Here is a 24640-nt window from a genome sequence, read left to right on the forward strand (position 1 = left end):
TAAGACATTATTAATTAGTAAGACATTATCAATTATCAAGCATCAATGCCGGTAAACGTTTTCAAGGCGTAGCCAATCAGGAAGCTGATGCCTGCTACACTGAAACTAAGTACGGCCATTTCGGTAAACCGCTTTCGGAAACTTTCTCCGCGGGCTACCGAGTAATAGTAATTGAAAAGCGCTATAATGACAAGTGCCATGCTTAGCATCACTGCCAGGGCTATGATTACATTACTGATAAGTATAAACGGAGCGACTAATGACACAACTGTAATCAGATAGGCAATACCTGTGTAAACGGCTGCTTTTACAGGATGTTTCTTATCGTCCCCTTCCGACTTGGTCGAAAGATACTCGGATGAAGCCATGGATAATGCAGCGGCAATTCCTGTGATACTACCGGTAAGTGCGATTAGCTTACTATCGTTCAAAGCCAGTGTGAATCCTGCCAGTGCACCGGTAAACTCCACTAATGCGTCATTCAATCCCAACACGACGGAACCCATATATTCCAGCCGTTCTTCATTGATAAGTGCAATCAACTTCTGCTCGTGCACCTCTTCGTCCTGGGCAAGACGTTGCAAATCGGGAATATTCGCGTATTTGTCATAATTGCTGTGGGCATTTTCCTCGCTTGACTCCATCAGTTTGATAGCGAAAGTAAGCCCTAGCGTGCGTGCCAAAAGATAGAAGCGGGCAATACGTTTATAATCAGGAGCAACATCTTTTCCTGTATATTTTTTGAGAATGTTATAATGTGACTTTTCTTCCGCGGCAATCAGTTTGAGCGTCCTGCTGTTGTTTGTGTCTTTTTCTATCAGCGCAAGCCGCTCGTATAGAATACTTTCGGTAATTTCATTCCGTTGAAAACGAATGAAGTTATTAATGTCTTGTTGAACCAAATTCATTCCTATTATTATTTTAGTCTGCAAAGATAGTACAAAATGGTCGAAATCTTTTGCATTGCGGGATAGAGCAATAAAAATTATTATAAGTTTATATTTTCTTGGAATATAGGCAGATGTGAGGGTTAGTCAAGAATTGCCTTACGCTTTATCCACCAATAGCGGATGAAAAGTATTCCGGTGAGAATCAGTGCTATGGACAGTCCTGTGTAAAATACAGAAATGAAACTGTCCGGCAACAGATGGAAACTTCGGATGGTGATTCCCAAAGAAATCATGAATATCATCACTATCCAGCTTTTCACATCGAAGAAAGAGAAAGGACAGTTGCGGGTTTCTTTCTTTTCTTCAATCCGGCGGGTATGTTTATAATAAAGTCTTCTGAAAATCAAGACAAAGAATAATAAGAAAACAACAGTTGCTTCTCCAATTTTGAACATCCACTCTTGAGAGCTGTTCAGCCAAGTCACAATTCCTATTCGTAAGATGTTGGCACCGGCGATAATCCAAACTGTGCCGGCTGTGATTAGTAAGATTTGCTTGTTAACTCCGTATTTCATTGGCTTTAGTTTTGTAATAAACGGTTTGACCGTTCATTTTGTTGACTCATTTCTTGTAGAAAAGCGTAATTAATAAAGAAATCACGGTTAAAATGACTCCGACACCAATAACACCGTGCCAACCATACAGATGCCAGAAGCTGCCGGCAAGGAATGTCCCCATAGAACCACCTATAAAGTAAGTTGTCATAAAGACGGTGTTGATACGGTTCGAAGCGCGGGGAGAAAGCTCGAAGATACTCGTCTGATTACTAAGCTGGATGCACTGCATACCTATATCAATAATGATAATGCCGGCAATAATACCTATATATGTACTTTCTCCCACATAAAGCAGCAACCAGGCGAAAAGAATCAATCCGCAGCCGATAAAGTTGAAGCGGCGTACACCTACCTGCTTTACGTATCTTCCTACAAAAGATGCCGTCAACGCACCGGCTACTCCACAAAGTCCCAGCAGTCCGATAACGTCACTGTTGGCGAAGAATGGAGCTTGCCCCATCTTGAAAGCCAGGCAAGACCACATGGCTAGAAGCGAACCGAAGTTCAGCGCTGCCCGGATGGAATAAATGCGTAGTTGCGGAAACTCTTTTACCAAAGCTACCAGGGATTTCATCAGGTCGCTGTATTTCCCTTTAAAGTTAGTCTGAATATCAGGAAGGACTTTCAATACAATAATCGCGCAGACCAACATCATGCCTGCGGCGATATAGTACATTTCACGCCAACCGAACAGCTCGCCGACAAATCCGCTGACGACGCGTGAAGCCAGTATGCCGGTCAGCAGTCCTGAAAGTACGATTCCTACGTTCCTGCCTTTATGTTCGGGACGTGAGAATTGGGCGGCTATGGGAATGAATATCTGCGGAATCATGGAACAGGCTCCCGTAAGGAATGAGGCAACAAGTATCAGGTGGATGTTATGCGTCAAGGCAATAGTCAGCAGGGAGAATATCAGGACGGTAAAGTTGGCGAGAATGATTTTCTTCCGTTGGCACAAATCACCTAAGGGAGTGATAAACAACAGTCCGGCTGCATAGCCAATCTGTGTGACCATGGCAATCAGGTTGGTTCGGAACTCTGATATACCGAGTTCATGGCGTATCATATTCAGAAGAGGTTGGACATAATAGATATTGGCTACCGAGATACCCGCCACGATAGCAAGTGTCCAGAGGATAGACGCCGGTAGTCCCCCGTTTTCTTTTAATGGCTGTTTCATGCCGCAAAGATAGTAAAATTGATGCTCACTCAATGAAGAAAGTAGTGGAAACTGTATTGCCTTCCCCGTCTACTGCTGTCAAAGAATGTTTTCCGGGAGCGGGTTGCAGGGAAATCTTGTGGAAATCCTGCGTTTGCGTCAGATAGGTGTCATCGAGATGCCAGAATAAGGTGGCATTGGGGTCGTTGTGTGCCAATTCGACGGTCATGAATCCTTTGCTGCCGTCCAGTTGTTTCGGCAATTTGATGTGCGCATTTATCGGGGGATAGATGAATTGCATAGGCTGGAAAGTGTCTTCCCCGCAACCTGCTTTGAAAGGGGGGAGGGGGCTGTATTCGGGATGGTGTTGCTTATAATACCATTCCCATACGGGGGGAAGGGTAAACCATGACTTTTGAAGGGTAGGTTCTGTGTTGGCACAGTTCTCATAGACACGGTGCTTTTCGTCGGCGGATAATGTGATTAGATGATGGTAGGGGCAAGCGTCCGTGCGCAGTCCGGCAGGAAGAATAAGGATTGTGTCCGTTTCTTCGCAGAATCTACCTTTCAAATGCCCTGACTGGCGGCATACTTCTGCATCCACAAAAACACCGGTCGGGCGTTCAAACCAGGATGAAGCAGGAAGATAATTGAATATATCAAATAATACGGGGCCTGCCGTTTGCGCACCGACCAGTCCCGGCTTTCCTTCACCGGTTGCATTTCCTACCCATACCCCGACTGCATAGCGAGGGGTGACCCCGACTGCCCAGGCATCCCGGAATCCATAACTGGTTCCTGTCTTCCAGGCAATGGTTTGCATGGACGGGATAGATTTCCAGTCGATTTCTTCGGGACGATTGACTTCTTTCAGGGCATCGAATGTTTGCCACACAGCGCCTTTGTCCCAAATGAAATTCTTCTGAGTACCTTTCTGAATAGTTTCGTTTTCTTCTTCTTTCTCTTCTCCTTTCGCCATTATCATCACAGATTCTTTCTTTTCAGAGAGCTTTGAATCCGGGTGAGGAATGAGGCTCTGTCCCATTTGGGCATAGGCATTCGTCACATTCCATAAGGTCGCTTCCGCTCCCCCTAAAATTAAAGATAATCCATAATGAGACGAAGACCGGGTGATTGTCTTGAATCCGGTCTGTTGCAGGAAATTATGAAACTTAGGTACTCCATATTTTTGCAGCATCGTCACGGCGGGAATATTCAATGAACGGGCAAGCGCTTCCGAAGCCGGGACAGCTCCTTCATATTGCATGCTGAAATTCTGAGGAGTAAAGCCGTTTATATTAATAGGTATATCCGGCAATAACATATCGGGCAATAAAGAACCTTCCTGCAACATGGCATAATATAGAAAAGGTTTTAAAATACTGCCTGTACTCCTGGGAGCTTGAATCACGTCAACTTGATTGCCACCCTGCTTTCGGTCGAAATGTACATTCCCACAATAAGCTATCACCTGATTGGCGGGTATATCAATCACTAGAACAGCCAAATTACGAATATCACTCCGGTTGAACTCATTGCTCCAACGTTCTGCTAACTCCTCTATGTGAGTCTGCATTCCCCGGTCGATGGTAGAACGGGTATATTGTCCGTTTCTCTCCTTATAAAAACGGCTGACCAAATGGGGAGCTATCTGCGGAAGAGGATGCGGCTCGTCGGGAAGCGGTTCGGTAATAGCCAGTTCATAGGTCGATGAATCTATGATTTTCTTTTCCAGGAGTTGTTTCAATAATCGGTTTCGTTTGGAAAGCAGCATCTTCCGTCCTTTGGATAGATGAATCATAGCGGGAGCATTGGGAAGTACGGCAAGCATGGCAGATTCCGCCCATGACAGGTCTTCCGCCGAATGCCCGAAATACCGCCAGGCTGCTGCATCCAGTCCTACTACATTGCCGCCGAAAGGTGCATGAGATACATACATGGATAAGATTTCTTCTTTGGAAGCCCGGAATTCGAGCCGGGTAGCCCAAATCATTTCGATAACTTTCTCTCCGAAAGTCCTCGATTCATTCCGGGCAAGACGGATGGTTTGCATAGTCAGTGTACTTCCACCACTGATAATACGTTTGTGCTTGGTGTTCTGATAGATAGCTCTTCCGACAGACAACGGATTGACACCCCAATGGTGATAGAAATGCTTGTCTTCAAATGTTATGAGACATTGTTTGATTTTCTCCGGTGTTGTCTCGCGTGGGGGAAACCGCCACTGCCCGTCGGAAGCAATGCGTGCTCCCAGCAATTCATCGTTACGGTCGGTGACGACAGTAGAATAGGGGACATGAAACAGTTGCCGGGGAAGACAAAATATATATCCAATCAGCAGGAAAGTAAGGATGCCAAGCATTACTTTCCTGAATACAGATAATCGTTTGAAGAATTTATAGATAGAAATCATTGAGTGGCAAAAGTTAGGATATATATTTATGACGAATGATTAGGCACGGATTACACGGATTTCACGGTTCTACTCGTTAACTAGAACCGTGAAATCCGTGTAATCCGTGCCTGAAATTTACTTGCTCACCGTCGTTCTTCCCGCTTTGCTTCGTGCCTGCACGGTTGCGTCATACATGGCTTCGCATTGAATAGCCGGAAGGATAAAGTTACCTGCATAAGTGGCTTGCAGCCTGACTGTAAACACTTTCGTTTCTCCACGGCGTAGATTGAAATAAGTCAATACACGGTCGTCGCGAATATCCTGATAGGAATACTTGCTGACTGAGTTTCTTGGAGTGCTGGTTGCACTGGCGGCGTTCTCTGTATCAGCAACCAACATTCGTTCATTGTATATCTCCCATCCGGACGGTATGATATGCGTCAGTGCCAGGTTGATATAGTCCGAAGTGCCACTGATATTGGATATGGCGGCAATAGCGATAAAATCAGTACCTTGCCTGATATCATCTATTGATATAGGCGTACCGTTCATGTCTGCATATCTTATATCCATCCGGATATTGTCCGAAATAGCCGGTAGCGTATCATTCAGCAACTGTGTACGTGTGATAATATCTACGCCCAGTGCTCCCTTGCCTTGATTCTTTATCGAAATTGTACCGGATTTCGGGGAAGTGGAAATCTCTTTCTCAAATACAGCCTTGGCAGATTTTACCGCAGGTTGTTGTTTGCCGTTCCATGTCCATGTGAAATCCAATGTACCTGATAACTTTTCAGCCAACCGTCCCATTGCCATAAGGGCGAAGGCGGTGGATTGAGTGCTGAACCAGTTCTCTTGTGATAGATTCCGTGAGACTTTCTTCGCCTGTTGAAGCGCATCCCGTTCGCGGTTCATCAGAATCAATGTTTCCAGAATCATCGCTTCATCCCGGTCGGATGAACCGTAAATCAGATTCATCGAAGAATAGGGGATAACGGTAGTCTCGGCATTGTACACTAGTTCCTCGGCAGGTTTCATCTTGCCTGTTAAAGCATAGGCGGCTGCCAGTCTCCATTTTGCCTGGATAGACAATCCTTGTTGCTCTTTCATCCTGTTCATTGCTCCGTATTCCGGTGCACCTGCCAATGCCAAAGTATATAGGCGGAAAGCCTGCATCAATTCCGACTGCCATTGTTGCCAGCCACTTGCATCCTGCGGCATGCGCCAGTTTTGAGCCGCCGCACGTTGGAAACGTTTCCACTTATTCAATACATTGGAGTGAACGGCATAGCCTTTCTCTTGTGCCAGCGTGAGAAACATTCCTGTATATGAACTAATCCATTCGTCTGCAACGGCATTTCCCGGCCAATAGATAAATCCGCCGTTCGGAAGTTGGCGGGCATAAATCTGACGGATGGCTTCCTGCACATTTGTTTTTATTTTCTCTGCTTCCTGCTCGTCCACCGCTTTGAATTGGGAGACGAATAAGAGTGGCAGGGCTTTGGAAGTCAACTGCTCCGTGCAATGGTGCTGGTAGTTGTACAAGAAGTCGAATCGACGGCTGATGTCTACCGATGGAATACGGGAAACTTCCAGTTGGATATGATTATCGTCGGAAGAGCCGGCAAGGCTGTATGACAGTTCCCCGCTCTGTCCGCTCTCTACCCATTGGCTGTTGCGTAATGTCACAATCGGGTTCGGGTTGCGTACTTCTATTTCAATGGTTTCTTTCGTCTGCTGTCCGCCGCCGCTTGCTGTAAGATGGATGGTTGCTTTTCCCGTCTTGCTGCCCGTCTTTAATGTAAAGAAAGCAAGTTGGTCGCCCGGCTGATTGAAGGTCAGTGACTGTTGCGGAGAACCGACAATCTGAACACCGCCACCGGTAGCCTGGATAGATACTGTAACATTCTTCACCTGATTTTCCATGGCAAAGATATTTACCGGAACGGTAATCTCCTCTTGAATACTAAGTACGCGCGGTAAAGTAGACAGCAGCATTAACGGTGTCCGTACATAAGACGTCTTTTCCGCATTGCCATAAGCTCCGTCCTGTCCTGCCACTACCATGGCACGTACCGAACCTACATACATCGGCAACTTCAACGTATGTGTCTCGTGCTTGCCTTTGCCCAAATAGAAAGGCCCTATGAATTTAACAACCGGTTTGAAACGGTTCGCTTTGGCATCCGCCGGCTTCAATGAAGCGTCGCCACCTGTACTGAATAGAGAACTGTAACTTCCTGCGGAAGCTCCCAATACATTATCATACATATCCCATGTCCGGATGCCGAGTGCTTCACGTGAATAGAAGTCGTTCCAGGGGTCGGGAGTTTTGAAGTTCGTTAAATCCAGCAAACCGTCGTCCACGATAGCCAATGTATAAGTCATCGGCTTCCCGCTCTTTTCGCTGACGGTGACATTGAAACTCGTTTCCGGTCGCAACACTTCCGGCATCTGTATCTGCGGTTGCAGTATAGTCTGGTTGTTAGTCACGAATACCGGGACAACACCATACATACGAATCGGCAAGTCATTGACCGTTTGTGCATGAGGTTGCAACAGGCTGATGTGCAAATATACGTTCGGTGCCATTTCCGGCGTAACCTTAAAGCTATATTTCGTATCTCCCTGATTGGATACCTCTATCCATTCCTGTTTAAGTACCGTCGAACCGTTTTCGATGGATACCAACGCACGACCACCGGCTGCTGCGGGGATAATGGCTGTAGCTGTTTCGCCTATTTCGTAAGAATCCTTATTCAGTGAGAATGCAAGCATTTTGATACCGCTGGGGTCAGATTTGCTTGAACGTCCTCTCCAATCCGGCCAGTCTACATAGATTGTACCACCGGTGGCGTGTCCGCTCTCTTTATCTTTCACATATACGAGATAACGTCCCCAACTCGGATAATCGACACGGAACTTGAAGGAAGCCTTTCCACCGTTGGTTTGCAGGTTTCCACTGGCTACCGGAGTGATGGAACTGCTGTTTATATATGAGCTGAAAGATTCGTCACTGTTCTCCCACCACCAGCTCCAACTGATACGGTATATTTTATATTCCAAATTCGAACGGCTTACCGGTTTTCCTTCAGGATTTACAGTAACAACGTCAAATACATGGTCTTTATCCGTTTCAATGTATTTCCCTTTCGGCTGATTCAGGTTGATACCCACATACGATGTGAACGGTGAGAAAGGAACGCTTTGTGTGTATATGCTCGCGTCTCCGCCCGGTTCAAATACACGGGTAATGAAAGAAGCGTTCAACATACCCGGCGCATTGGTTGCCACCGGTAGTTTCAGAGTAACTCCCGCTCTTCCTTCCGCATCGAGCACACCATCGAATACATCCGTTTTGATGGTTGAGAAATCCGTAGCCGGATTATTGAAGATATATTGTCCGTAGTTCTTGAATTGTGTGTTAACTCTGGACAATGACATTTCTACTTTGGTTTTCAGGCGTGAAGCGGTTGCTCCTGTCAACCATGCGGAAGTAAGCGGAGCATAAAATTCTTTGTCCGTTGCCTGAAGTACTCTGGGCAGTGCCAGTGTTATTTTGAGCCGGTTAGGCTTTATCGTTTCAATGCGCAACCCTTTATGGAAAGTAGTTCCGCCTACTTTTACGTATGCATTCCAAAGTCCGGTGGGGTCATCGGCTTGAGTCGGGACATCAAAGGTGTAGAAGCCGTTCATTCCCTGTGTCGAAATCATCTTGGTATAGAACTGTCCTTTCGGATTGTAAATCTCCAGTGCTACCGGATGCTTGTCCGGTATTCTTTTTTCACGGTCTTCCAGGATGAAGGATATATGCAAGGTATCTCCCGGTCGCCATACACCTCTTTCACCGTATATAAATCCCTTCAACCCTTTCTGAATATCTTTTCCGCCCACATCGAACCGGCTGACGGACTGTTCTTCTCCGTCTACCACACGTACATAAGCTTTTTGCTTGTCCGATTCTGCCACGACAATAAAAGGTGCGCCTTTCGGAGCGATTTCTGCCAGGCCTTCTCCGTTTGTTTCCCCTTTGCCTATCACTTGCAACTGGAAGTTGTAAACGGTGACTTGTGCTTTTCCGACCGGTTTGGTATCCAAAATATTGCTGACTGCAATCCATAAATTATTCAGGGAGTTTTTCTTCACTATCATTCCCAAATTGGAAGCAAAGACATTGCAGGATGCTGTCCGGTTCGACTCCATATAGTAAGATGGATGGCAAGGATTATCCCGCTCTCTCCATCGGTACAAGCTCCAGTCCATTGTTGCACCGTAATAGTAATAATAAGCTTCGGGAACATTCCACATTGCTTCATCTTCTTCCGATAAAACACTTCCGCTGACTTTTGTCAAACCATCGGAAGCACTGTCGGCAAACTTCATTTCCTGATTATCATTTCCACCGCAAGGATAAGCCGAATACTCTTGCCGGAAAGATAAAACAACCCGGTAGATAGCACCCGGCTCCTGATGAATCAGTCCGGCAAGGTCTATCGAGTAATCTTCCCAACGGTGAACGTCTTTGGATGAATCTTTGCCCAGCCACAATGTTTTCTTATAAACCAATCGTCCCGAACGGCGCAACTCATTGGCAGAAGCCAGTGAATTGCTCTGCATGAACATCAATACATTATTCTCGAAAATACGGATCACGCTCAAATCCACCGCATACAGATTGACAGCCCGGAACGGGATAATCAGGCTTTTCGAATCGGGGAGAATGGCAGCCGAAGTAGACATTTCTACTTGTGGCTTCAGATTCAGTTCACTGAACGAGATAGAATGTGAAGTTCCTAAAGTCTGATCCTGATTGCTTTTTACTCCTTCATGGATATTTAAAGTCAGTTTATTAACCTTGTTCGTTTCGAAATAGATAAATACTTTGTTGTCCTTAATTTGAGTGATAGAGGAAGATACTTCCGGTATCTCAATCAGTCCTTTCAAGTCTTGTGTGTTGGATACAGGAGTGGAGAATACGATTTCAATCCCATTCTCCGGTTGGTCAATGCGTTCGGCAGTCAGAAAGCGGAAACTGTCTTTTGCCGGAATTAGAATCTCTTCGCTTTGTGTCCGGTCGATCCGTGCGGGTTTCCCGTTTGCCTTTATCTCCAGTTGGTAATCTTCCGTCTCTCGTGGAATCCGGTTGATATTGAATTCATAACGGGTGGAGTTGTCGGTGGAAGTAACTTCTACCGGATAGTTTTTGCTTTTCCCATTGCCGGCTGTCAGCATTTTCTCCACCTCTTCTTTCTTCACTACATCACTGAAACGTATTTCTCCTTTTATGCTTACTTCATCGGGTTGGGTAGCTGTGATCGTTACAGGTTCTGTATGGATAGTAAAGTTACGCTCCTGCACCCGGAATGAGAAGTTGAACTCCTTCAGCTGCTTATCGACTTCAATAAAATCTCCGAGTTGGAAAGTCCCCTCATAAAATGCTCCCGGTTTCAGTGTACCTTCTTCCGGAACAAATTCAATGGTATTATTGCTGACCCAATATGCTTTTCCTTTCAATGAGGGCGAGAAACTGAACGGATTATCTTTCAATTCATTGTTCATATCCACCATTGGCTGGTCGTGCGTCAGTTCGATGCGTATGGTCGAGCCTTGTGAAATAACTCCACCTGTATAAGCGTTAACGTATGGCGCATATTCTGCGGAAGGGATAATGTCTTTTTGACTGTGCGTACATGCGGAAAAACTCACAATCATCATTAAAAAGAAGAATAATCCGGTAGCAATGCTGCTACATCTAGTTTTAATTTGTCCCATAGCGAAGAAGTTTTATAATTCAATGAACAAATATACTGTTTTTATGATAGATTCTTTTCAAATCTACTTATTTTTGTACGCTCTAATAAGATTGTTTATGGGAAAAAAGAAAGAATACAAAGAAGCTAACCGCCGATTCCTGAAAAAATTGGCTTTTCAAGAAGGTGTTTCCGCATTGCCGGGTGGTATCTATTATAAAGTTTTGGAGACTGGTGAAGGTACGATTTCTCCGGGTGCGCGGAGTATTGTCACCGTGCATTATACGGGAAGTCTGATTGACGGCCGGATATTTGATAATTCTTATGAGCGCAATTGTCCGGATGCCTTGCGTCTTAGTGATGTGATAGAAGGTTGGCAGGTGGCACTTCAAAAAATGCACGTTGGTGATAAATGGATCATTTATATACCTTATACACTGGGATACGGTAATAAAAATACTGATTCTATACCGGCTTACTCAACATTGGTATTCGAAGTGGAACTATTGGCTGTTGCATAAAGGCAGGGCTTTTGATTGTCAGAGACAAGGATATCTTTCTTTCAGCTTTTTCAAAAAGGTTTTGCTTACTTGCAGAGTTTCTGAGTTGCTGAAGGGAGAAAGTAATAGACAGTTGTTATCTTCAATTGATGACAGATAAGTAATATTGATAATATAAGACTGGCTAATCTGAACCAAACAAGGATGCAAGTTCAGTATTTTCTGTGAGTTTGTATTTCTCTTTAATAGTAAGGTGTGCTTATTATACAATACAACTTCCCACAATTTACTTTTGGAGTTATAGCGGAAGTAACCGATTTCTTCTAAATGAACCAGTTGCAAATTTCCGGTAATAGTAGTGTATAAGAAAATGTTCTCTTGATTTTTTTCGACGATTGTATGATTACAATGCTCGGTGTGTGTCTCTTTATTGTCCATGTGATTTACTTGTCTATACAGCTTATGTCATATTTACTTTCAGTCAAAAGTAGTGCATTACTCTTAATTGTAAAAATAAAAAGTGTCTCATTCCCGAAATGAGACACTTTTACATAGTAGTATTGATAGTATTTAAAATGAGTTTTTATCCTTCATTATTCTGATTTTCAAGGAACTTACTGGGTGATACACCATACTTGTCGGAAAAGTTCCGATAGAAAGTTGCCCGCGAACTAAACCCGGATGCGAACATTAATTCTTTCATGCTTTTTCCCGGATTCTCGACTGCTAACCGTCTGAAATATTCCAGGCGGTTACAATTTATATATTCCCGGAAGCCGCTAAACCCCTGACTTTTTATTGCCATCGAAATATCATGCTCCTTTTCGTTTAAGGATTTTGCTAAATCTTTCATGTTATACAGTTGATCTGTATAAGGATGCTTTTCTTTAAGATAGGTTTCAATTGTTGAGAAGAGTGGGAGAGGCTGAGGTGAGTTTTCTATGTGGAGCATCTCTTTTCCTGTGTTATATACCATACTGATATGATCCGAGAATGGATTCTCATGTCGTAAATATAGTACTGAAAATAAAACGGTGAAAACAATTGCCGTTATGCCGAATAAATTGAATATAAATTCGTTGATACTCAGCGTAAACAGAGTGTATATTCCTAAAAACAAGAACAGGAAACCTATGAATAAGTGCATATTCTTATTTATTCTGCGATAGGTCTTAGTGCTGAATATTGCATAAATAAGAATAAAGAGGGGTGTTAAAACAGAAAGCAAGAATATGCAAATCCTAAGTTTGACATCCGTATTGTTTACATTCGGTATTATTTCATTCAATGAATAAATGGGAGTTATGACACCGTTGAACCCTAAATAACAGATACCTACGGTTATTGTAATGATAGGTGGCAATAGGAATGTAAATATTCTGAAGTGGTTAAGATACCCCGGAGATAGAGAAGCAATGGGGAATAGTGCGACAATATTGGCTAAAGCGTACCATTTGATCATCTTCTCGATATTAAGCAGATCGATGAAATTATATTCCGGAGTATCTGTAACAATTGTCAGCCATCCGATATTTTCCCATGAAAACATAAGCCCTATACATGCTGCTATAATTCCCCAATATAATTTTGGGTAATTATCTTTAGCTCGGAAAATAAGAATAATTCCTGATATCAGTGCAATCAAATCAAGTGTGAGTTCAATTGATAAATGTAGTATTCCCATGTTTATATGACGTGTTTCTAATTTTCCCTTATTTTAATTGAAAAGTCAATGAAACAAAGATAAGTAATTTAGTCATATCAGACAATAGAGTGCGGGCAGAAACTCGAAACTAAGTGAAGGATAACTTCCGAAATCTGCTTCGAACTACTTATTGTTAATGATGAATATGCTAATAATCAATTTTAATATGCAAAAATGGTCTTCAGATTGTTATATCTATCATTGGAATGATTATATTTGTAATACTAAATATTGATAGCTATGTCTGAAAAAGAAATGAATTCCTATCGTTTGACTAGTATGGAAGAACCTACTGATCAAATGCTTGCTACCTTAATGAGAGAGGTTGCGGAAGAAGCTAAACGTAAGGGAGTGGAAGCAACAGATAAACTCTTTAAGCGTTTGGATGAGACTGTTGCATTGCGAAAAAAAGAATGGATGCAAAAACGTAATAAAATAGTGAAATAATGAATCACTCTATGCATAATCCTGTTTTGATTGTGATTGCCGGACCTAATGGTTCCGGTAAAACTTCTGTTACTTCTAAAATTCTTCATCATGAGTGGATGGAAGATGCGGTTTATATAAATCCTGATATCATAGCTCAAGAGAAGTATGGCAATTGGAACTCAAAAGATGCGGTGATGCAGGCAGTGAGATATTGTGAGGAGCTAAGAGAACAATGTCTTGTAGAGCATAAAAGTCTTATTTTTGAAACCGTTTTGTCTGTGGAAGATAAGATTGATTATATTTTGCGAGCGAAAGAAGCTGGTTTTTTTATTCGTTTCTTTTTTGTCTGCACAGAACATCCTACTATTAATGCTGCTCGTATCGCACGTAGAGTTATGGAAGGTGGACATGATGTGCCTATTACTAAAATAATTTCCAGGTACGATAAGTCAATTGCTAATAGTAGCATTGTATCGGAGTTTGTAGATCGGGCTTATATCTATGATAATTCAATTGAAGATGTGGATGCACAACTCCTTTTTCGGCTGAAGGAAGGTAGATTGGTAAAGCAGTACGTAGATGTCATTCCTAGATGGGCATTAGCTATATATGATAAACGCGATGATTGAGCATATATTCTCTTTAGAGTTTTAAAGATTCATTTTCTGCTAATTCTTTGATCTCTTTATTCAGAAAGACAGAAAGCACAGTTCTTACCACAACTACTCCGCCTAAGATTGCCAATTCATCTAAAGTCGGATCAACCACAGTTTTCAGTATATCGGATGCGATCAGAAACTCCAAACCGAGTAAAAGATAACTGCCGAAATCAGCCCTAAGCTGCCGGATGTTATTGATGGTATATGTTCCGTTGAACCGTTTTATTTCATTGCGCATAAAGGCAATGATGCCGACAAAAACTCCATAGGTGACAATCAGCAGACTTATAACGCTGATGATAGTAGCGAGCATATTTAAGAAAGTCAGTAGCATGGTTGTTCAATGTTTGATATTATTTTAGCTTGTCAAATTCTTTTGCAAAGAATTGATTGAACCATTCGTAACAATGATTGGTTACTTCATGTTTTGAGGATTTCTTTATATAAATAGCGACGATTTCGCCAAAGTTAGAATTACCGTCCACAAAAGTTATATTGTCAAATAAACGTAGATTTTTTTGTATCCGTTTAATTCCCTCATAGAAATTAAATTCTATGATTTCGTCTGCTACATCATGACCTCCGAACATTTTCCTTTGCATTACCCTGTAGGTACTATCGTCTAAAGATGCTAATCCAAAATAGAAAAGGGTTGTTTTATATCCAGCTTCCCGGAATTCATTGATCATATCTAGAATAAGATCATTGGAGAAATTAGTTTCAAAAGCAAAATCTTTATGTGAAGCAATGGCAAAATCTTTTTGCTTTTGCAGTTCACCTGCCACAGTACCGCTTATCCAACGTCCTTCCCATTCAGGGTGTTCTTTACGAAGACTAAGTGCAAGTAAATCACCGTCAAAAGATTTACAATGAAGATAGTAAGGACACAATCTGCTTTTTCCAGCTCCATTGGGTCCTGCGATAACTGTGAATTCCGGACGCGCTTCCATTTATTTATTTATTTAATAAATAAGCATATCTACCTTGTCCTTTGTCTGCCACTCGCGAAATTACTTTATAGCTTCTCTCCTTGCGATTAAAATCTACTAAGTCTTCACTTCCATCAGGATTAGCCAAATAAATATTTCCTTTATTATCTCTAAAAGGTATAGCAATCCCTTTGGTCCATCCTTCTAAATAAATGCGTTCAACCTCTTCACTTACTTCTGCATTAACTTGTTTGATGGTTTTTCCATTGGACAGTCTGATATTTTCTATTTCAGCATATTTGCACATGATAATCAATGATTTGTTTATGCAAAAGTAACCAATTCATTAGTATTAAACAACTATAAAAGGTATAAGTTGCAGTGACTTACAAAATTTTATGTGTGGTGTATAATGTTTTGATTATTTTATATAAACAACTTGGTTGACATAATAGTTCTGTTAGAAAGATTACTATATGATAAAACCTAAATAATAATTATATTCAATATGCAAAAATGATTCTCTAAACGTTATATATAAAACGGAATGACTTAATAGGATTGATACCTTAATCTGATTTGCGTATCAATGAAGTATAATTCATTGTCTATTCCATATAATACATTGTTAGGAACAGCATCGAACACTTCATATTCTTCGTTATGAAACTCATCTATGTAGTCTATCTCAAAACCAAGTGCTTCCATATGTTCTGCAATTTCATCTTCTGTAGCTTCACGCTCGCCTGTATATGAGGTTGGATTAAAACAGCACAAAACTCCTGCTGACTATTGTAGGCAAAACCTATCATTTGATAAGAGACATTGCTAAAGAACTTGTTATGTGCAGAGATACGAATGAAGAAATTCTCTAAATCATCGCCTGCATATTCAAAGTTGTTCAGCTTATATATGGTTGCTGCACCATCATAGAAGACTTCATTTTCACCTCCTTTATCTAAATAGGTAGAACGAATATTATTGAAGTCTATCCATAAATTATTTGAGTTGGCTAATGAAATTAGTTCTTTGATTTGCCCTCTCTTATAGCTCTCTGTTGGTTCAAGCGTTCCTGCTGCTTCTTTGCTTCTTCTAACGATGCAGGCTGCCTGCTCCAAGATGCTATTGATTGGCGGGTTCGCTCTATCCATTGCTTGTGAAATTCGTTGATGTATTCCATAATTTCTATGATTATGAGTTTATGCAAATGGTTATTTAGTTTATATCCAACAACATTCAGTTGATAAATTGTATTTATTTCATTCTTTGGTATATTTGATGGTATTATCTAAATTTAATATACAAAAATGATTCCCTGAACGTTATATATGAAACGGAATGATATAAAAAAGAATTTCTAACTTGTACAAGCTTTTACTATAATAATAAATAAGAATATTACAGGTAATATGAAACAGCCAGTATGGGCATTATCTTCTTTCCATGCTCCATTTGAGAAAGTATATTCTCTATCTTCTCCGTCAACGTACTTCTGAAAACCTCCTGCAAAGAGAAGGGCTGCTATTACCCCTACCCACCATCGTTCCGTGAATATACCGGAACCTATTCCTAATGCTATAGCCAGTATGTATAGCACAATTGGATAGCGTTCTGTGATAAATCTTATGATTGCATAAAGCAATATTGAGATAATTGCTGCTGTCACTAATGTTCCAATGAAGTTTCCCATAATGATTTGGCTATTAATTTCATAATATATAACTATTTAGATTTCGAACCGATGCCCGCAATGTGGGCATGTGTAATCCAAATTAGCGTATTGATCTTCATCCAGATGTACAGTACAAGCTGTTCCTACTTTCCTACCACATTTGGGACACCGGGGACCTTCATCAGAACTTGAAGAAGAACTGGAATTACTATTGAATAGTATATACAATACTATAATTACGCCTATGACTATTAAAATAATGAACATGATATTTGTATTTTTAGAGTGTTGTTTTGTAATTAGATTTTAATAGATATCTAATTGAAATATAACTTATAAGAAACCGGAAATAAGAATAGAAACTCTGTGTTTATTTCCGGTTTCTTACTGGAAGTTGGAAGCTTAACCTACTATCCCCGAACAGCCTAATCCACAGAAACTACAGCCGGGGGCAATAGAAATCTCGAAACTATTGATGTTCTCTGCATTTTCTTCTACTAATTGTTTTGCTAGTAGTAGCAATTCTTTGTTTACTTTCATGTTTTAATTCTCCTGATTTTTAATTAATAAAATTTATTCTATGATAAAATAGGTAGCTTGTAGTCCTCAAACATTTCATAGCATTTTATTGCAGCTTTTAATGACGTTAAGTCTTCGTTGCTCAAAATCCCATAGACTTGTTTCTTTTTTAAATAGTATTCTATTTGAAAAGCACTTATAATTTGTGCTTCTGCCAGTATCATTTTGCATGTTGATTTATCACGATGTTTCACATTCTTGCGTTGGTTATAATTGAATCCATAGCAAGTACGACATATTTTTAGTAGCTTGCACATCTTACAATCTTCCTCTATTAGCGATTCGTAATTATTGAAATCTATTTTATTAATGTCTTCATTATTACTTCTTCCGGTAACTAAAGGCACAAACATATGGCAAGGATAAGGTGTTCCATCAGTGTCATAAGCTACCATTGTTGTTCCTGTACCACAATTTTTATGCGGTAGTTCCCTAATGCGGGAATCTGTTAGTTCTGCAAATATCTTTGTGAAAAGTGGTATAGGTTTTATGTTTATATGGCTGAGATAATATTCGGCTAAAGTTTGTAATTGCTTTTTGTAGATTAGTTCATCTCCTTTTTGCCATCTAACTCCAACTGCAAGACTACCGGAAATAGCATACTTCTTTGAATGAAAAAAGATAGCGCCTTCTGCAAAATAGGGGAGAGTTTCTCTGGAAACAGTCATCTTTAACATCTGGTCTGGCCATGTCTCATGTACAAAGTCAATAGGGAGTTTCTCCGATTTACATCCTCTATTCTGTATTTGCATATCCGGCTTACCATCTACAGATAGGATTAGCGAGATGTATTCTTTGTGCAATTTGAACCACTCTCTTTTCGCACTATCCAATAGAGTACCATTAGTGGTGACAGATAATTCGAATTTTATGCAGAAGTCAGGATTTTGATTCTTTCTTTCTGCAAGTATCCATTCGGTTGTATTCTTTATCACATCGAAATTAAGCAATGGTTCTCCACCAAAAAAATCTATTTTTAGTTTACCAATGTTATTGGAATGATTGAAATGGTTGAATTCTTTTATTATAATATTACGGGCAGTTTCTATTGACATTATTTTAGTAGGGTCTTTATACTTCTCAAAACAATAGACGCAATTTAAATTGCATCCATAAGTGAGCATCAAGGCAAAGAGCCGCCCCTGTGTAGATATTTGGGTGTTTTCCATAGTATATAGTCATTTTAGAGGTGAATAAGATGTATTGTTACCACTTCATAGTCCATGTTTACTCTCCTATTTTGGCTTTATATTCGCCATCAAATTTATTTCCACAATGGTTGCATTTCCAACCATGTCCTTTGAAAGTCATTCCATCTTTTTTTTATTTCGCTGATATATTCTACCTTCACACTGTGACTATGAGGACATTTCATAGGGCTATCAGTTGTTGAGAGTATTATTATACCTATGATATATGAAGCTGCGCCAATGCCGGCTCCCAGCCAAAAAGAATCAAATATCCAATATCCCAAAACGAAGATTGCCATACCTCCGAAGGAAAGAAACTTTGCTATGATTCTAATGAAATAAGTTATAGATGAATACTCTGACATGTTGTTTACTTTTTTAATGAATTTTACTGTCAGACAAAAGTATGGAATAATATAATTCTCACATTTTTTTATAGTAGAAGAAAAGTCACGTTATTGTTGTTATTACCTTACAATTGTTAAGTTCCTGAAGATAATATGAAAAGAAATTTCTATTAAGAATAATAGATATGCGAAGCAGTAACTCTGTATCAATGCTTGATCTTTTAAATATACTATATACGTTAGTCCTATCGCAATAGAGTTTTTTAGCGAACCAACTGACAGAACGTTCTTGACGGCGAAGTTCTTCTTCTATAAGTTTCCCGATGTGTATCATGGCAATAAAAAAGGCGGAACCATTCGAAGCTTATTTCAATCTGAGGTACCGCCAAGCACCATTACACAAATAAGTACGAATAGTTCACGCCTAGAGAGCGTGAACCTTCAGTTACTTATTCCCGTGTATCTTCATTTTGGCGGTTTTCAGATTGGAGAATAAGAGCTAAAAGCTCAAATATCTTTTAATAAGTATGAGAATGGAAACGCTATTCCAAAAGTTTATTGTTTTAAATAAAAATAGGAGAGTAGAACAAAAATCTACTCTCCTTATATAAAAGTAACTTAAATTACTTGCCCAAAGCCTGAGCTACGTCTACAGCACAAGCCACAGTACAACCTACCATAGGATTGTTACCAATTCCCAGGAATCCCATCATTTCTACGTGAGCAGGAACTGATGAAGAACCAGCGAACTGAGCGTCTGAGTGCATACGACCCATTGTGTCTGTCATGCCGTATGAAGCTGGTCCGGCAGCCATGTTATCCGGGTGAAGAGTACGACCTGTACCACCACCTGAAGCTACTGAGAAATAAGGTTTGCCAGCAAGAACACGTTCTTTCTTGTAAGTACCTGCAACCGGGTGTTGGAAACGAGTCGGGTTAGTAGAGTTACCTGTGATAGATACGTCTACGCCTTCTTTCCACATGATAGCTACACCTTCGCGAACATCATCAGCGCCGTAGCATTTTACTTTTGCACGAGGACCGTCAGAGTAAGCGATTTCGCGAACAACTTTCAGTTCACCTGTAAAGTAATCGAATTGAGTCTGAACATAAGTAAAGCCGTTGATACGAGAGATGATCTGAGCGGCGTCTTTTCCAAGACCGTTCAGGATGCAACGCAACGGTTCTTTACGTACTTTGTCTGCTTTTGCAGCAATTTTGATAGCACCTTCAGCAGCAGCGAAAGATTCGTGACCTGCCAGGAATGCGAAACATTTAGTTTCTTCGCGCAGCAACATAGCAGCCAAGTTACCGTGACCGATACCAACCTTACGGTCGTCAGCTACAGAACCCGGGATACAGAATGCTTGCAGACCGATACCGATAGCTTCAGCAGCTTCAGCAGCATTTGTGCAGTTCTTCTTAAGAGCGATTGCAGTACCTACAACATAAGCCCATTTTGCGTTTTCAAAACAGATAGGCTGAGTTTCTTCACACGTTTTATAAGGATCAAGTCCGGCAGCTTCGCAGATAGCGTTAGCTTCTTCGATGTCTTTGATGCCGTTAGCGTTCAAGGCTTCAATGATACCTTTGATACGACGGTCTTGGCTTTCGAATTTTACTTCTCTAATCATAGTTTCTTTCCTCCTTATATTATTCGTGACGTGGATCAATAGATTTAACTGCTCCCTGTTCTGCTGTTACGCGACCATAAGTACCTGTAACTTTCTTCAATGCTTCGTTAGCATCAGTACCTTTCTTGATTTCGTCCATGAACTTGCCCATGTGTACGAATTCGTATCCGCAGATTTCGTCGTTCTTGTCCAAGAAGATTTGTTTGATATAACCTTCTGCCATTTCAAGGTAACGGGGACCTTTAGCCAAAGTACCATAAAGAGTACCTACTTGGCTACGCAGACCTTTACCCAAGTCTTCCAAACCTGCACCGATGATCAAACCACCTTCAGAGAAAGCTGATTGAGTACGTCCGTAAACGATTTGCAGGAACAGTTCGCGCATAGCTGTATTGATAGCGTCGCAAACAAGGTCAGTGTTCAGCGCTTCAAGAACTGTTTTACCCGGAAGGATTTCAGAAGCCATAGCAGCTGAGTGAGTCATACCAGAGCAACCGATTGTTTCGATCAAAGCTTCCTGGATGATACCTTCTTTAACGTTCAGTGTCAGTTTACAAGCACCTTGTTGAGGAGCGCACCAACCGATACCGTGTGTCAAACCAGAAATATCAACGATTTCTTTAGATTTTACCCATTTGCCTTCTTCGGGTATGGGAGCCGGTCCGTGGTTAGGACCCTTCTTTACAACACACATGTGTTCCACTTCGTGTGAATAAGTCATAATTAGCTCTTTTTTTTAAGTGATATAATTAAAAATACGTAGTCACGATTCTCTAAATCGCCCACAAAGGTAGTCGATTTATTTGTTTCTGCAAATCGCCTTTTATTACTTTTTTGTGAAAAGTGACAATTCAGTTTACGTTTTTTCGCAGTTTGTAAAGTCGGGATTGCATTTGCGGAAGATTGGGGGCGAACGAACTATCTATTTGTTGCTTTGTTATTATTGGAAAACCAAAAATTATGGAACTGAACCAAATAGATATACATTATTTAATTGCGGCAATTTGCGTTATTTCATCTGCGCTTATTTTTTATACGATTGGCGTTTGGGGAGAACGTCTCCAAAAGAAATTAAAGTTTTGGCATATTGTTTTTTTTCTTCTGGGTTTGATTGCTGATGCGGTTGGCACAAGTTTGATGGAACATATTGCCGAACTAACTCATTTGCATGACGAGATTCATACGGTGACCGGTACGATTGCCATTCTTCTTATGTTTGTACACGCTTCATGGGCGATATGGACTTACGTGAAAGGTTCGGCACAGGCGAAACGGCATTTTAACCGTTTCAGCATTGTGGTTTGGTGCATCTGGCTTATACCTTATTTTATAGGTATGTATTTAGGTATGCGTTTACATGCATGATGAACTGTCTGAATAGAGTCTGATATTCGTAAATCATCTTACAATATTCTTATCGGCCGGCTATAGTCGTCCTACTAGACAACTATAGTTGGCTAATTCGCTGACTAGAGTTGGCTAGATAGTCAACTGGAGTCGGCCATTATTGAACAAACATTTTCTATTCGGAATATATACACTATCTGCCTGTTTCTATAATGTGGCAAATATTACTTCTCGCTATATTGTAAGATTGTAAAATACATATCTTGTGAAGGGGTGAATAGAGATGAATACTGTATTTTATACGAATTGTTCACCGGAAACGTCTGTAAATGAGATGATATGGGGCGTGTGAAGAAAATGGAGGGCGGATAATGAAGTTAAGATTGGTAAGATTGTGGAGGGATTATTACTGGATGTAGAATAAAATTCGTAGCTTTGCTGCATTATTTATAAAGAAGATTATGATTGAAGTTGTAGAATCAGCTTTACAAAAGGCTGCGGGTGAAGGAATGGATGAATTTATCCAGGCGTTTACAGATAAATATAAAGAGGTGATTGGTGGTGAACTGACTGCGGAGACAATGCCTTTGTTGACGGGAGAACAACATTCTTTGCTGGCCTATCAGATATTTCGTGATGAGGTGATGGCTGGTGGATTCTGTCAGTTGATTCAGAACGGTTATGGTGGATATATCTTTGATAATCCGTTTGCTAAAGTAATGCGTTTGTGGGGAGTGGATGAATTCTCGAAGTTAATCTATAAAGCAAAGAAAATATTTGATGCCAACCGGAAAGACCTGGAGAAGGAACGGACGGATGATGAATTCATGGCTATGTATGAGCAATACGAAGCCTTTGATGAATTGGAAGAGTCTTATTTAGAGATGGAAGAACAGGTTACGGCATTGATTGCAAGTTATGTAGATGACCATTTGGAACTTTTTGCAAAAATAATAAAGTAACGGATGCAGTATTTTTTAAGTATCTGCATTTATTAATTGTGAATTAGAATTTATATCTTTGCAAAATCTAAAAAATATGTTTATGAAACAGATGAAATTTTTATTGGTAGCTTTGATGGCTGTGGTGATGGGTATATCGGTTACTTCTTGTATGAATGGGGAAGAAAATAATGGTCCTTTTCCTATAGGTGTTGTTGCTAAGTTGGAAACCTCATATTCCGGTTACTTTAAAATGATAGACGGTACTAAATTAGTTCCTACGGCCGCTAGTAGTATTAACATGCCTATGAGTTCGGGGATGTATGCAGTTACTGGTCAATATAATAATGAGGATGTAGACGTTAATGCAGGTGCTATCACTTTTACTTTAGCTTCAAGTTCTAATATTGATGGAACATATATATCTAGTACAGAAGTAACGCCAGATATAACCTTATATGCTCTTGAATATCAAAATGTCTATCCTTATTTGTTTGATAAGAATACTTTGGTTATTCCTGCCATGATTTGGGCTAAAGGGACAACTGATGCTGAAGTTGCTGAAGATTCAAAAAAACATTCGTTAAAGTTAACTTATGATGAAATAGAAGCAGGAGATACTGAACTTATTCTGCATTTGAATGATGTGATTACAGAAGACAAGGAAGCAGAACGTAAAGTTTTAACTGTAAAACATCAAGCCTATGATTTTAGCGACCTTCTAAGTAAATTTGGAGGAAAATTGAAAAAGATAACGATAAAAGCTAAAATTAATTCATCCTCTTATGATTTGAAACATGCTAATACTAAGGATGGATCATTTGAAATAGATTATTCAAAGATTACACAGTAACATTGAACTACAAAGAACTATTTAACATAGCAATGAAATTGATTTCCTCTCCGGCCAAGGCTTGGGAGGAAATTTCTATGGAAGAGGATAGGCGAAAAGTATATATGGCTTTTGTCTATCCTATGATTGGTTTATGCGGTCTGTCCGTGTTCATCGGGTCATTATTGACGAATGGATGGGGCGGTCCGCAAAGTTTCCAGATAGCTATGACCAATTGTTGTGCCGTAGCTGTAGCCTTGTTCGGTGGCTACTTTCTGGCAGCTTATGCCATTAATGAGATGGGGACAAGAATGTTTGGCATGTATAGCAATATGCCGCTGACACAACAGTTTGCGGGATATGCCCTTGTTGTACCTTTCTTGCTTCAAATCGTAACCGGACTATTACCTGATTTTAGAATTATTGCTTGGCTATTACAGTTCTACATCGTCTATATAGTATGGGAAGGAGCTCCTATACTGATGGGAGTAGAAGAAAAACAACGATTGAGATACACCCTTTTGTCGTCTGTATTGTTAATACTATGTCCGACGTTGATTCAATTTGTGTTTAATAAACTGACGGCCATACTTAATTAATGTGTGAAGATGAAACAACCCTCTGTAAATATTAAGAATAAACGGGCTACGTTTGATTACGAACTGATAGATACCTACACAGCAGGTATTGTACTGACCGGTACTGAAATCAAATCCATTCGTTTGGGAAAAGCCAGCCTGGTAGATACGTTTTGTTATTTTGCGAAAGGCGAATTGTGGGTGAAGAATATGCACATCGCCGAGTACTTCTATGGTTCGTATAATAATCATACGGCGCGTAGAGAGAGGAAGTTGTTGCTTAGTAAGAAAGAATTGGAGAAACTCCAGCGGGAAATGAAGAATCCCGGTTTTACGATTGTCCCCGTACGCTTGTTTATCAATGAAAAAGGTTTGGCGAAACTGGTGATCGCTTTGGCGAAAGGTAAGAAAGAATATGATAAACGAGAATCCATAAAGGAAAAAGATGACCGTAGAGATATGGCAAGAATGTTCAAACGATGACATG

The 24640-nt window shown here is 40.5% G+C and carries 23 protein-coding genes and 1 pseudogene; 8 read left to right on the forward strand and 16 right to left on the reverse strand.

Annotation, left to right across the window (positions count from 1 at the left end):
• Window positions 1–35: 35 nt before the first annotated feature.
• The 5 genes from BacF7301_RS14680 to BacF7301_RS14700 form a co-directional block, all read right to left on the reverse strand.
• Window positions 36–908, reverse strand: coding sequence for a VIT1/CCC1 transporter family protein (locus BacF7301_RS14680; RefSeq protein WP_167963885.1), 873 nt, complete (start codon window positions 906–908; stop codon window positions 36–38).
• 122 nt (window positions 909–1030) lie between these two features.
• Window positions 1031–1465, reverse strand: a complete 435-nt coding sequence (locus BacF7301_RS14685) for a hypothetical protein (protein WP_167963887.1) — start codon at window positions 1463–1465, stop codon at window positions 1031–1033.
• Window positions 1466–1511: 46 nt separating this feature from the next.
• Complete coding sequence (locus BacF7301_RS14690; RefSeq protein ID WP_167963889.1) at window positions 1512–2687, reverse strand: MFS transporter; 1176 nt, start codon at window positions 2685–2687, stop codon at window positions 1512–1514.
• A 25-nt stretch (window positions 2688–2712) separates the two neighbouring features.
• Window positions 2713–5079, reverse strand: coding sequence for a penicillin-binding protein 1C (gene pbpC / locus BacF7301_RS14695; protein ID WP_167963891.1), 2367 nt, complete (start codon window positions 5077–5079; stop codon window positions 2713–2715).
• Between the two features lie 117 nt (window positions 5080–5196).
• Window positions 5197–10833, reverse strand: a complete 5637-nt coding sequence (locus BacF7301_RS14700; RefSeq protein ID WP_167963893.1) for an alpha-2-macroglobulin family protein — start codon at window positions 10831–10833, stop codon at window positions 5197–5199.
• Window positions 10834–10930: 97 nt separating this feature from the next.
• On the opposite strand from BacF7301_RS14700, the gene bamJ reads away from it, so the two are divergent.
• Entirely contained in the window at window positions 10931–11332 is a 402-nt protein-coding gene (gene bamJ, locus BacF7301_RS14705; protein WP_167963895.1) for a BamJ family beta-barrel-assembly machinery protein, read from the forward strand.
• 18 nt (window positions 11333–11350) lie between these two features.
• On the opposite strand, the gene BacF7301_RS14710 is transcribed toward bamJ, so the two are convergent.
• Window positions 11351–11749: a LytTR family DNA-binding domain-containing protein gene (locus BacF7301_RS14710; protein WP_167963897.1), complete on the reverse strand. Its 399-nt coding sequence runs from the start codon at window positions 11747–11749 to the stop codon at window positions 11351–11353.
• Between the two features lie 145 nt (window positions 11750–11894).
• Entirely contained in the window at window positions 11895–12995 is a 1101-nt protein-coding gene (locus BacF7301_RS14715; RefSeq protein WP_167963899.1) for an AraC family transcriptional regulator, read from the reverse strand.
• A gap of 261 nt (window positions 12996–13256) precedes the next feature.
• On the opposite strand from BacF7301_RS14715, the gene BacF7301_RS14720 reads away from it, so the two are divergent.
• A complete protein-coding gene (locus tag BacF7301_RS14720; RefSeq protein ID WP_167959398.1) occupies window positions 13257–13463 on the forward strand; it encodes a hypothetical protein in 207 nt (68 codons plus the stop codon).
• Complete coding sequence (locus BacF7301_RS14725) at window positions 13463–14074, forward strand: ATPase (RefSeq protein ID WP_167963901.1); 612 nt, start codon at window positions 13463–13465, stop codon at window positions 14072–14074. Before BacF7301_RS14720 ends, BacF7301_RS14725 begins: the two co-directional genes overlap by 1 nt.
• A gap of 13 nt (window positions 14075–14087) precedes the next feature.
• Here the strand turns inward: BacF7301_RS14725 and BacF7301_RS14730 are convergent, their stop codons facing one another.
• The 9 genes and pseudogenes from BacF7301_RS14730 to BacF7301_RS14765 all read right to left on the reverse strand — a co-directional run bounded on the left by BacF7301_RS14730 (window position 14088) and on the right by BacF7301_RS14765 (window position 21176).
• Window positions 14088–14438: a DUF1622 domain-containing protein gene (locus BacF7301_RS14730; RefSeq protein WP_167963903.1), complete on the reverse strand. Its 351-nt coding sequence runs from the start codon at window positions 14436–14438 to the stop codon at window positions 14088–14090.
• A 19-nt stretch (window positions 14439–14457) separates the two neighbouring features.
• On the reverse strand, window positions 14458–15054 hold the full coding sequence (locus BacF7301_RS14735) for a hypothetical protein (RefSeq protein ID WP_167963905.1): 597 nt from the start codon (window positions 15052–15054) through the stop codon (window positions 14458–14460).
• A 4-nt stretch (window positions 15055–15058) separates the two neighbouring features.
• A complete protein-coding gene (locus BacF7301_RS14740; protein WP_167963907.1) occupies window positions 15059–15340 on the reverse strand; it encodes a xenobiotic reductase B in 282 nt (93 codons plus the stop codon).
• Between the two features lie 245 nt (window positions 15341–15585).
• Window positions 15586–16184: pseudogene (locus tag BacF7301_RS14745) on the reverse strand (putative polyvalent protein kinase domain-containing protein).
• 206 nt (window positions 16185–16390) lie between these two features.
• On the reverse strand, window positions 16391–16723 hold the full coding sequence (locus tag BacF7301_RS14750; RefSeq protein ID WP_167963909.1) for a hypothetical protein: 333 nt from the start codon (window positions 16721–16723) through the stop codon (window positions 16391–16393).
• A gap of 560 nt (window positions 16724–17283) precedes the next feature.
• Window positions 17284–18453 carry a radical SAM/SPASM domain-containing protein gene (locus BacF7301_RS14755; protein ID WP_167963911.1) on the reverse strand — a complete coding sequence of 390 codons (1170 nt, stop codon included), beginning with the start codon at window positions 18451–18453 and terminating at the stop codon, window positions 17284–17286.
• A 471-nt stretch (window positions 18454–18924) separates the two neighbouring features.
• A complete protein-coding gene (locus BacF7301_RS25940) occupies window positions 18925–19155 on the reverse strand; it encodes an XRE family transcriptional regulator (RefSeq protein ID WP_245208243.1) in 231 nt (76 codons plus the stop codon).
• A 289-nt stretch (window positions 19156–19444) separates the two neighbouring features.
• Window positions 19445–20455, reverse strand: coding sequence for a GGGtGRT protein (locus BacF7301_RS14760; protein WP_004296943.1), 1011 nt, complete (start codon window positions 20453–20455; stop codon window positions 19445–19447).
• Window positions 20456–20474: 19 nt separating this feature from the next.
• Complete coding sequence (locus BacF7301_RS14765) at window positions 20475–21176, reverse strand: iron-sulfur cluster assembly scaffold protein (RefSeq protein WP_004296942.1); 702 nt, start codon at window positions 21174–21176, stop codon at window positions 20475–20477.
• A gap of 239 nt (window positions 21177–21415) precedes the next feature.
• Here BacF7301_RS14765 and BacF7301_RS14770 point away from each other — a divergent pair, with 239 nt between their 5' ends.
• From BacF7301_RS14770 to smpB, 5 genes are all read left to right on the forward strand, one after another.
• The gene (locus BacF7301_RS14770) at window positions 21416–21820 is read left to right on the forward strand and encodes an HsmA family protein (protein WP_167963913.1); all 405 of its coding nucleotides are present in this window, start codon (window positions 21416–21418) and stop codon (window positions 21818–21820) included.
• A 443-nt stretch (window positions 21821–22263) separates the two neighbouring features.
• Window positions 22264–22764 carry a DMP19 family protein gene (locus BacF7301_RS14775; protein WP_167963915.1) on the forward strand — a complete coding sequence of 167 codons (501 nt, stop codon included), beginning with the start codon at window positions 22264–22266 and terminating at the stop codon, window positions 22762–22764.
• An 82-nt stretch (window positions 22765–22846) separates the two neighbouring features.
• Window positions 22847–23596: a hypothetical protein gene (locus BacF7301_RS14780; RefSeq protein ID WP_167963917.1), complete on the forward strand. Its 750-nt coding sequence runs from the start codon at window positions 22847–22849 to the stop codon at window positions 23594–23596.
• Between the two features lie 32 nt (window positions 23597–23628).
• A complete protein-coding gene (locus BacF7301_RS14785; RefSeq protein ID WP_167963919.1) occupies window positions 23629–24174 on the forward strand; it encodes a Yip1 family protein in 546 nt (181 codons plus the stop codon).
• A gap of 9 nt (window positions 24175–24183) precedes the next feature.
• Window positions 24184–24636, forward strand: coding sequence for an SsrA-binding protein (smpB, locus tag BacF7301_RS14790; protein ID WP_167963921.1), 453 nt, complete (start codon window positions 24184–24186; stop codon window positions 24634–24636).
• Window positions 24637–24640: the final 4 nt, after the last annotated feature.

Source organism: Bacteroides faecium, from assembly GCF_012113595.1.
Taxonomy (GTDB): domain Bacteria; phylum Bacteroidota; class Bacteroidia; order Bacteroidales; family Bacteroidaceae; genus Bacteroides; species Bacteroides faecium.

Bases quoted from the DNA above. Each gene is read 5' to 3' on its own strand.
- BacF7301_RS14680 (WP_167963885.1), bottom strand. From the start codon at position 908: ATGAATTTGGTTCAACAAGACATTAATAACTTCATTCGTTTTCAACGG.
- BacF7301_RS14685 (WP_167963887.1), bottom strand. From the start codon at position 1,465: ATGAAATACGGAGTTAACAAGCAAATCTTACTAATCACAGCCGGCACA.
- BacF7301_RS14690 (WP_167963889.1), bottom strand. From the start codon at position 2,687: ATGAAACAGCCATTAAAAGAAAACGGGGGACTACCGGCGTCTATCCTC.
- pbpC (WP_167963891.1), bottom strand. From the start codon at position 5,079: ATGATTTCTATCTATAAATTCTTCAAACGATTATCTGTATTCAGGAAA.
- BacF7301_RS14700 (WP_167963893.1), bottom strand. From the start codon at position 10,833: ATGGGACAAATTAAAACTAGATGTAGCAGCATTGCTACCGGATTATTC.
- bamJ (WP_167963895.1), top strand. From the start codon at position 10,931: ATGGGAAAAAAGAAAGAATACAAAGAAGCTAACCGCCGATTCCTGAAA.
- BacF7301_RS14710 (WP_167963897.1), bottom strand. From the start codon at position 11,749: ATGGACAATAAAGAGACACACACCGAGCATTGTAATCATACAATCGTC.
- BacF7301_RS14715 (WP_167963899.1), bottom strand. From the start codon at position 12,995: ATGGGAATACTACATTTATCAATTGAACTCACACTTGATTTGATTGCA.
- BacF7301_RS14720 (WP_167959398.1), top strand. From the start codon at position 13,257: ATGTCTGAAAAAGAAATGAATTCCTATCGTTTGACTAGTATGGAAGAA.
- BacF7301_RS14725 (WP_167963901.1), top strand. From the start codon at position 13,463: ATGAATCACTCTATGCATAATCCTGTTTTGATTGTGATTGCCGGACCT.
- BacF7301_RS14730 (WP_167963903.1), bottom strand. From the start codon at position 14,438: ATGCTACTGACTTTCTTAAATATGCTCGCTACTATCATCAGCGTTATA.
- BacF7301_RS14735 (WP_167963905.1), bottom strand. From the start codon at position 15,054: ATGGAAGCGCGTCCGGAATTCACAGTTATCGCAGGACCCAATGGAGCT.
- BacF7301_RS14740 (WP_167963907.1), bottom strand. From the start codon at position 15,340: ATGTGCAAATATGCTGAAATAGAAAATATCAGACTGTCCAATGGAAAA.
- BacF7301_RS14750 (WP_167963909.1), bottom strand. From the start codon at position 16,723: ATGGGAAACTTCATTGGAACATTAGTGACAGCAGCAATTATCTCAATA.
- BacF7301_RS14755 (WP_167963911.1), bottom strand. From the start codon at position 18,453: ATGGAAAACACCCAAATATCTACACAGGGGCGGCTCTTTGCCTTGATG.
- BacF7301_RS25940 (WP_245208243.1), bottom strand. From the start codon at position 19,155: ATGATACACATCGGGAAACTTATAGAAGAAGAACTTCGCCGTCAAGAA.
- BacF7301_RS14760 (WP_004296943.1), bottom strand. From the start codon at position 20,455: ATGATTAGAGAAGTAAAATTCGAAAGCCAAGACCGTCGTATCAAAGGT.
- BacF7301_RS14765 (WP_004296942.1), bottom strand. From the start codon at position 21,176: ATGACTTATTCACACGAAGTGGAACACATGTGTGTTGTAAAGAAGGGT.
- BacF7301_RS14770 (WP_167963913.1), top strand. From the start codon at position 21,416: ATGGAACTGAACCAAATAGATATACATTATTTAATTGCGGCAATTTGC.
- BacF7301_RS14775 (WP_167963915.1), top strand. From the start codon at position 22,264: ATGATTGAAGTTGTAGAATCAGCTTTACAAAAGGCTGCGGGTGAAGGA.
- BacF7301_RS14780 (WP_167963917.1), top strand. From the start codon at position 22,847: ATGAAACAGATGAAATTTTTATTGGTAGCTTTGATGGCTGTGGTGATG.
- BacF7301_RS14785 (WP_167963919.1), top strand. From the start codon at position 23,629: ATGAAATTGATTTCCTCTCCGGCCAAGGCTTGGGAGGAAATTTCTATG.
- smpB (WP_167963921.1), top strand. From the start codon at position 24,184: ATGAAACAACCCTCTGTAAATATTAAGAATAAACGGGCTACGTTTGAT.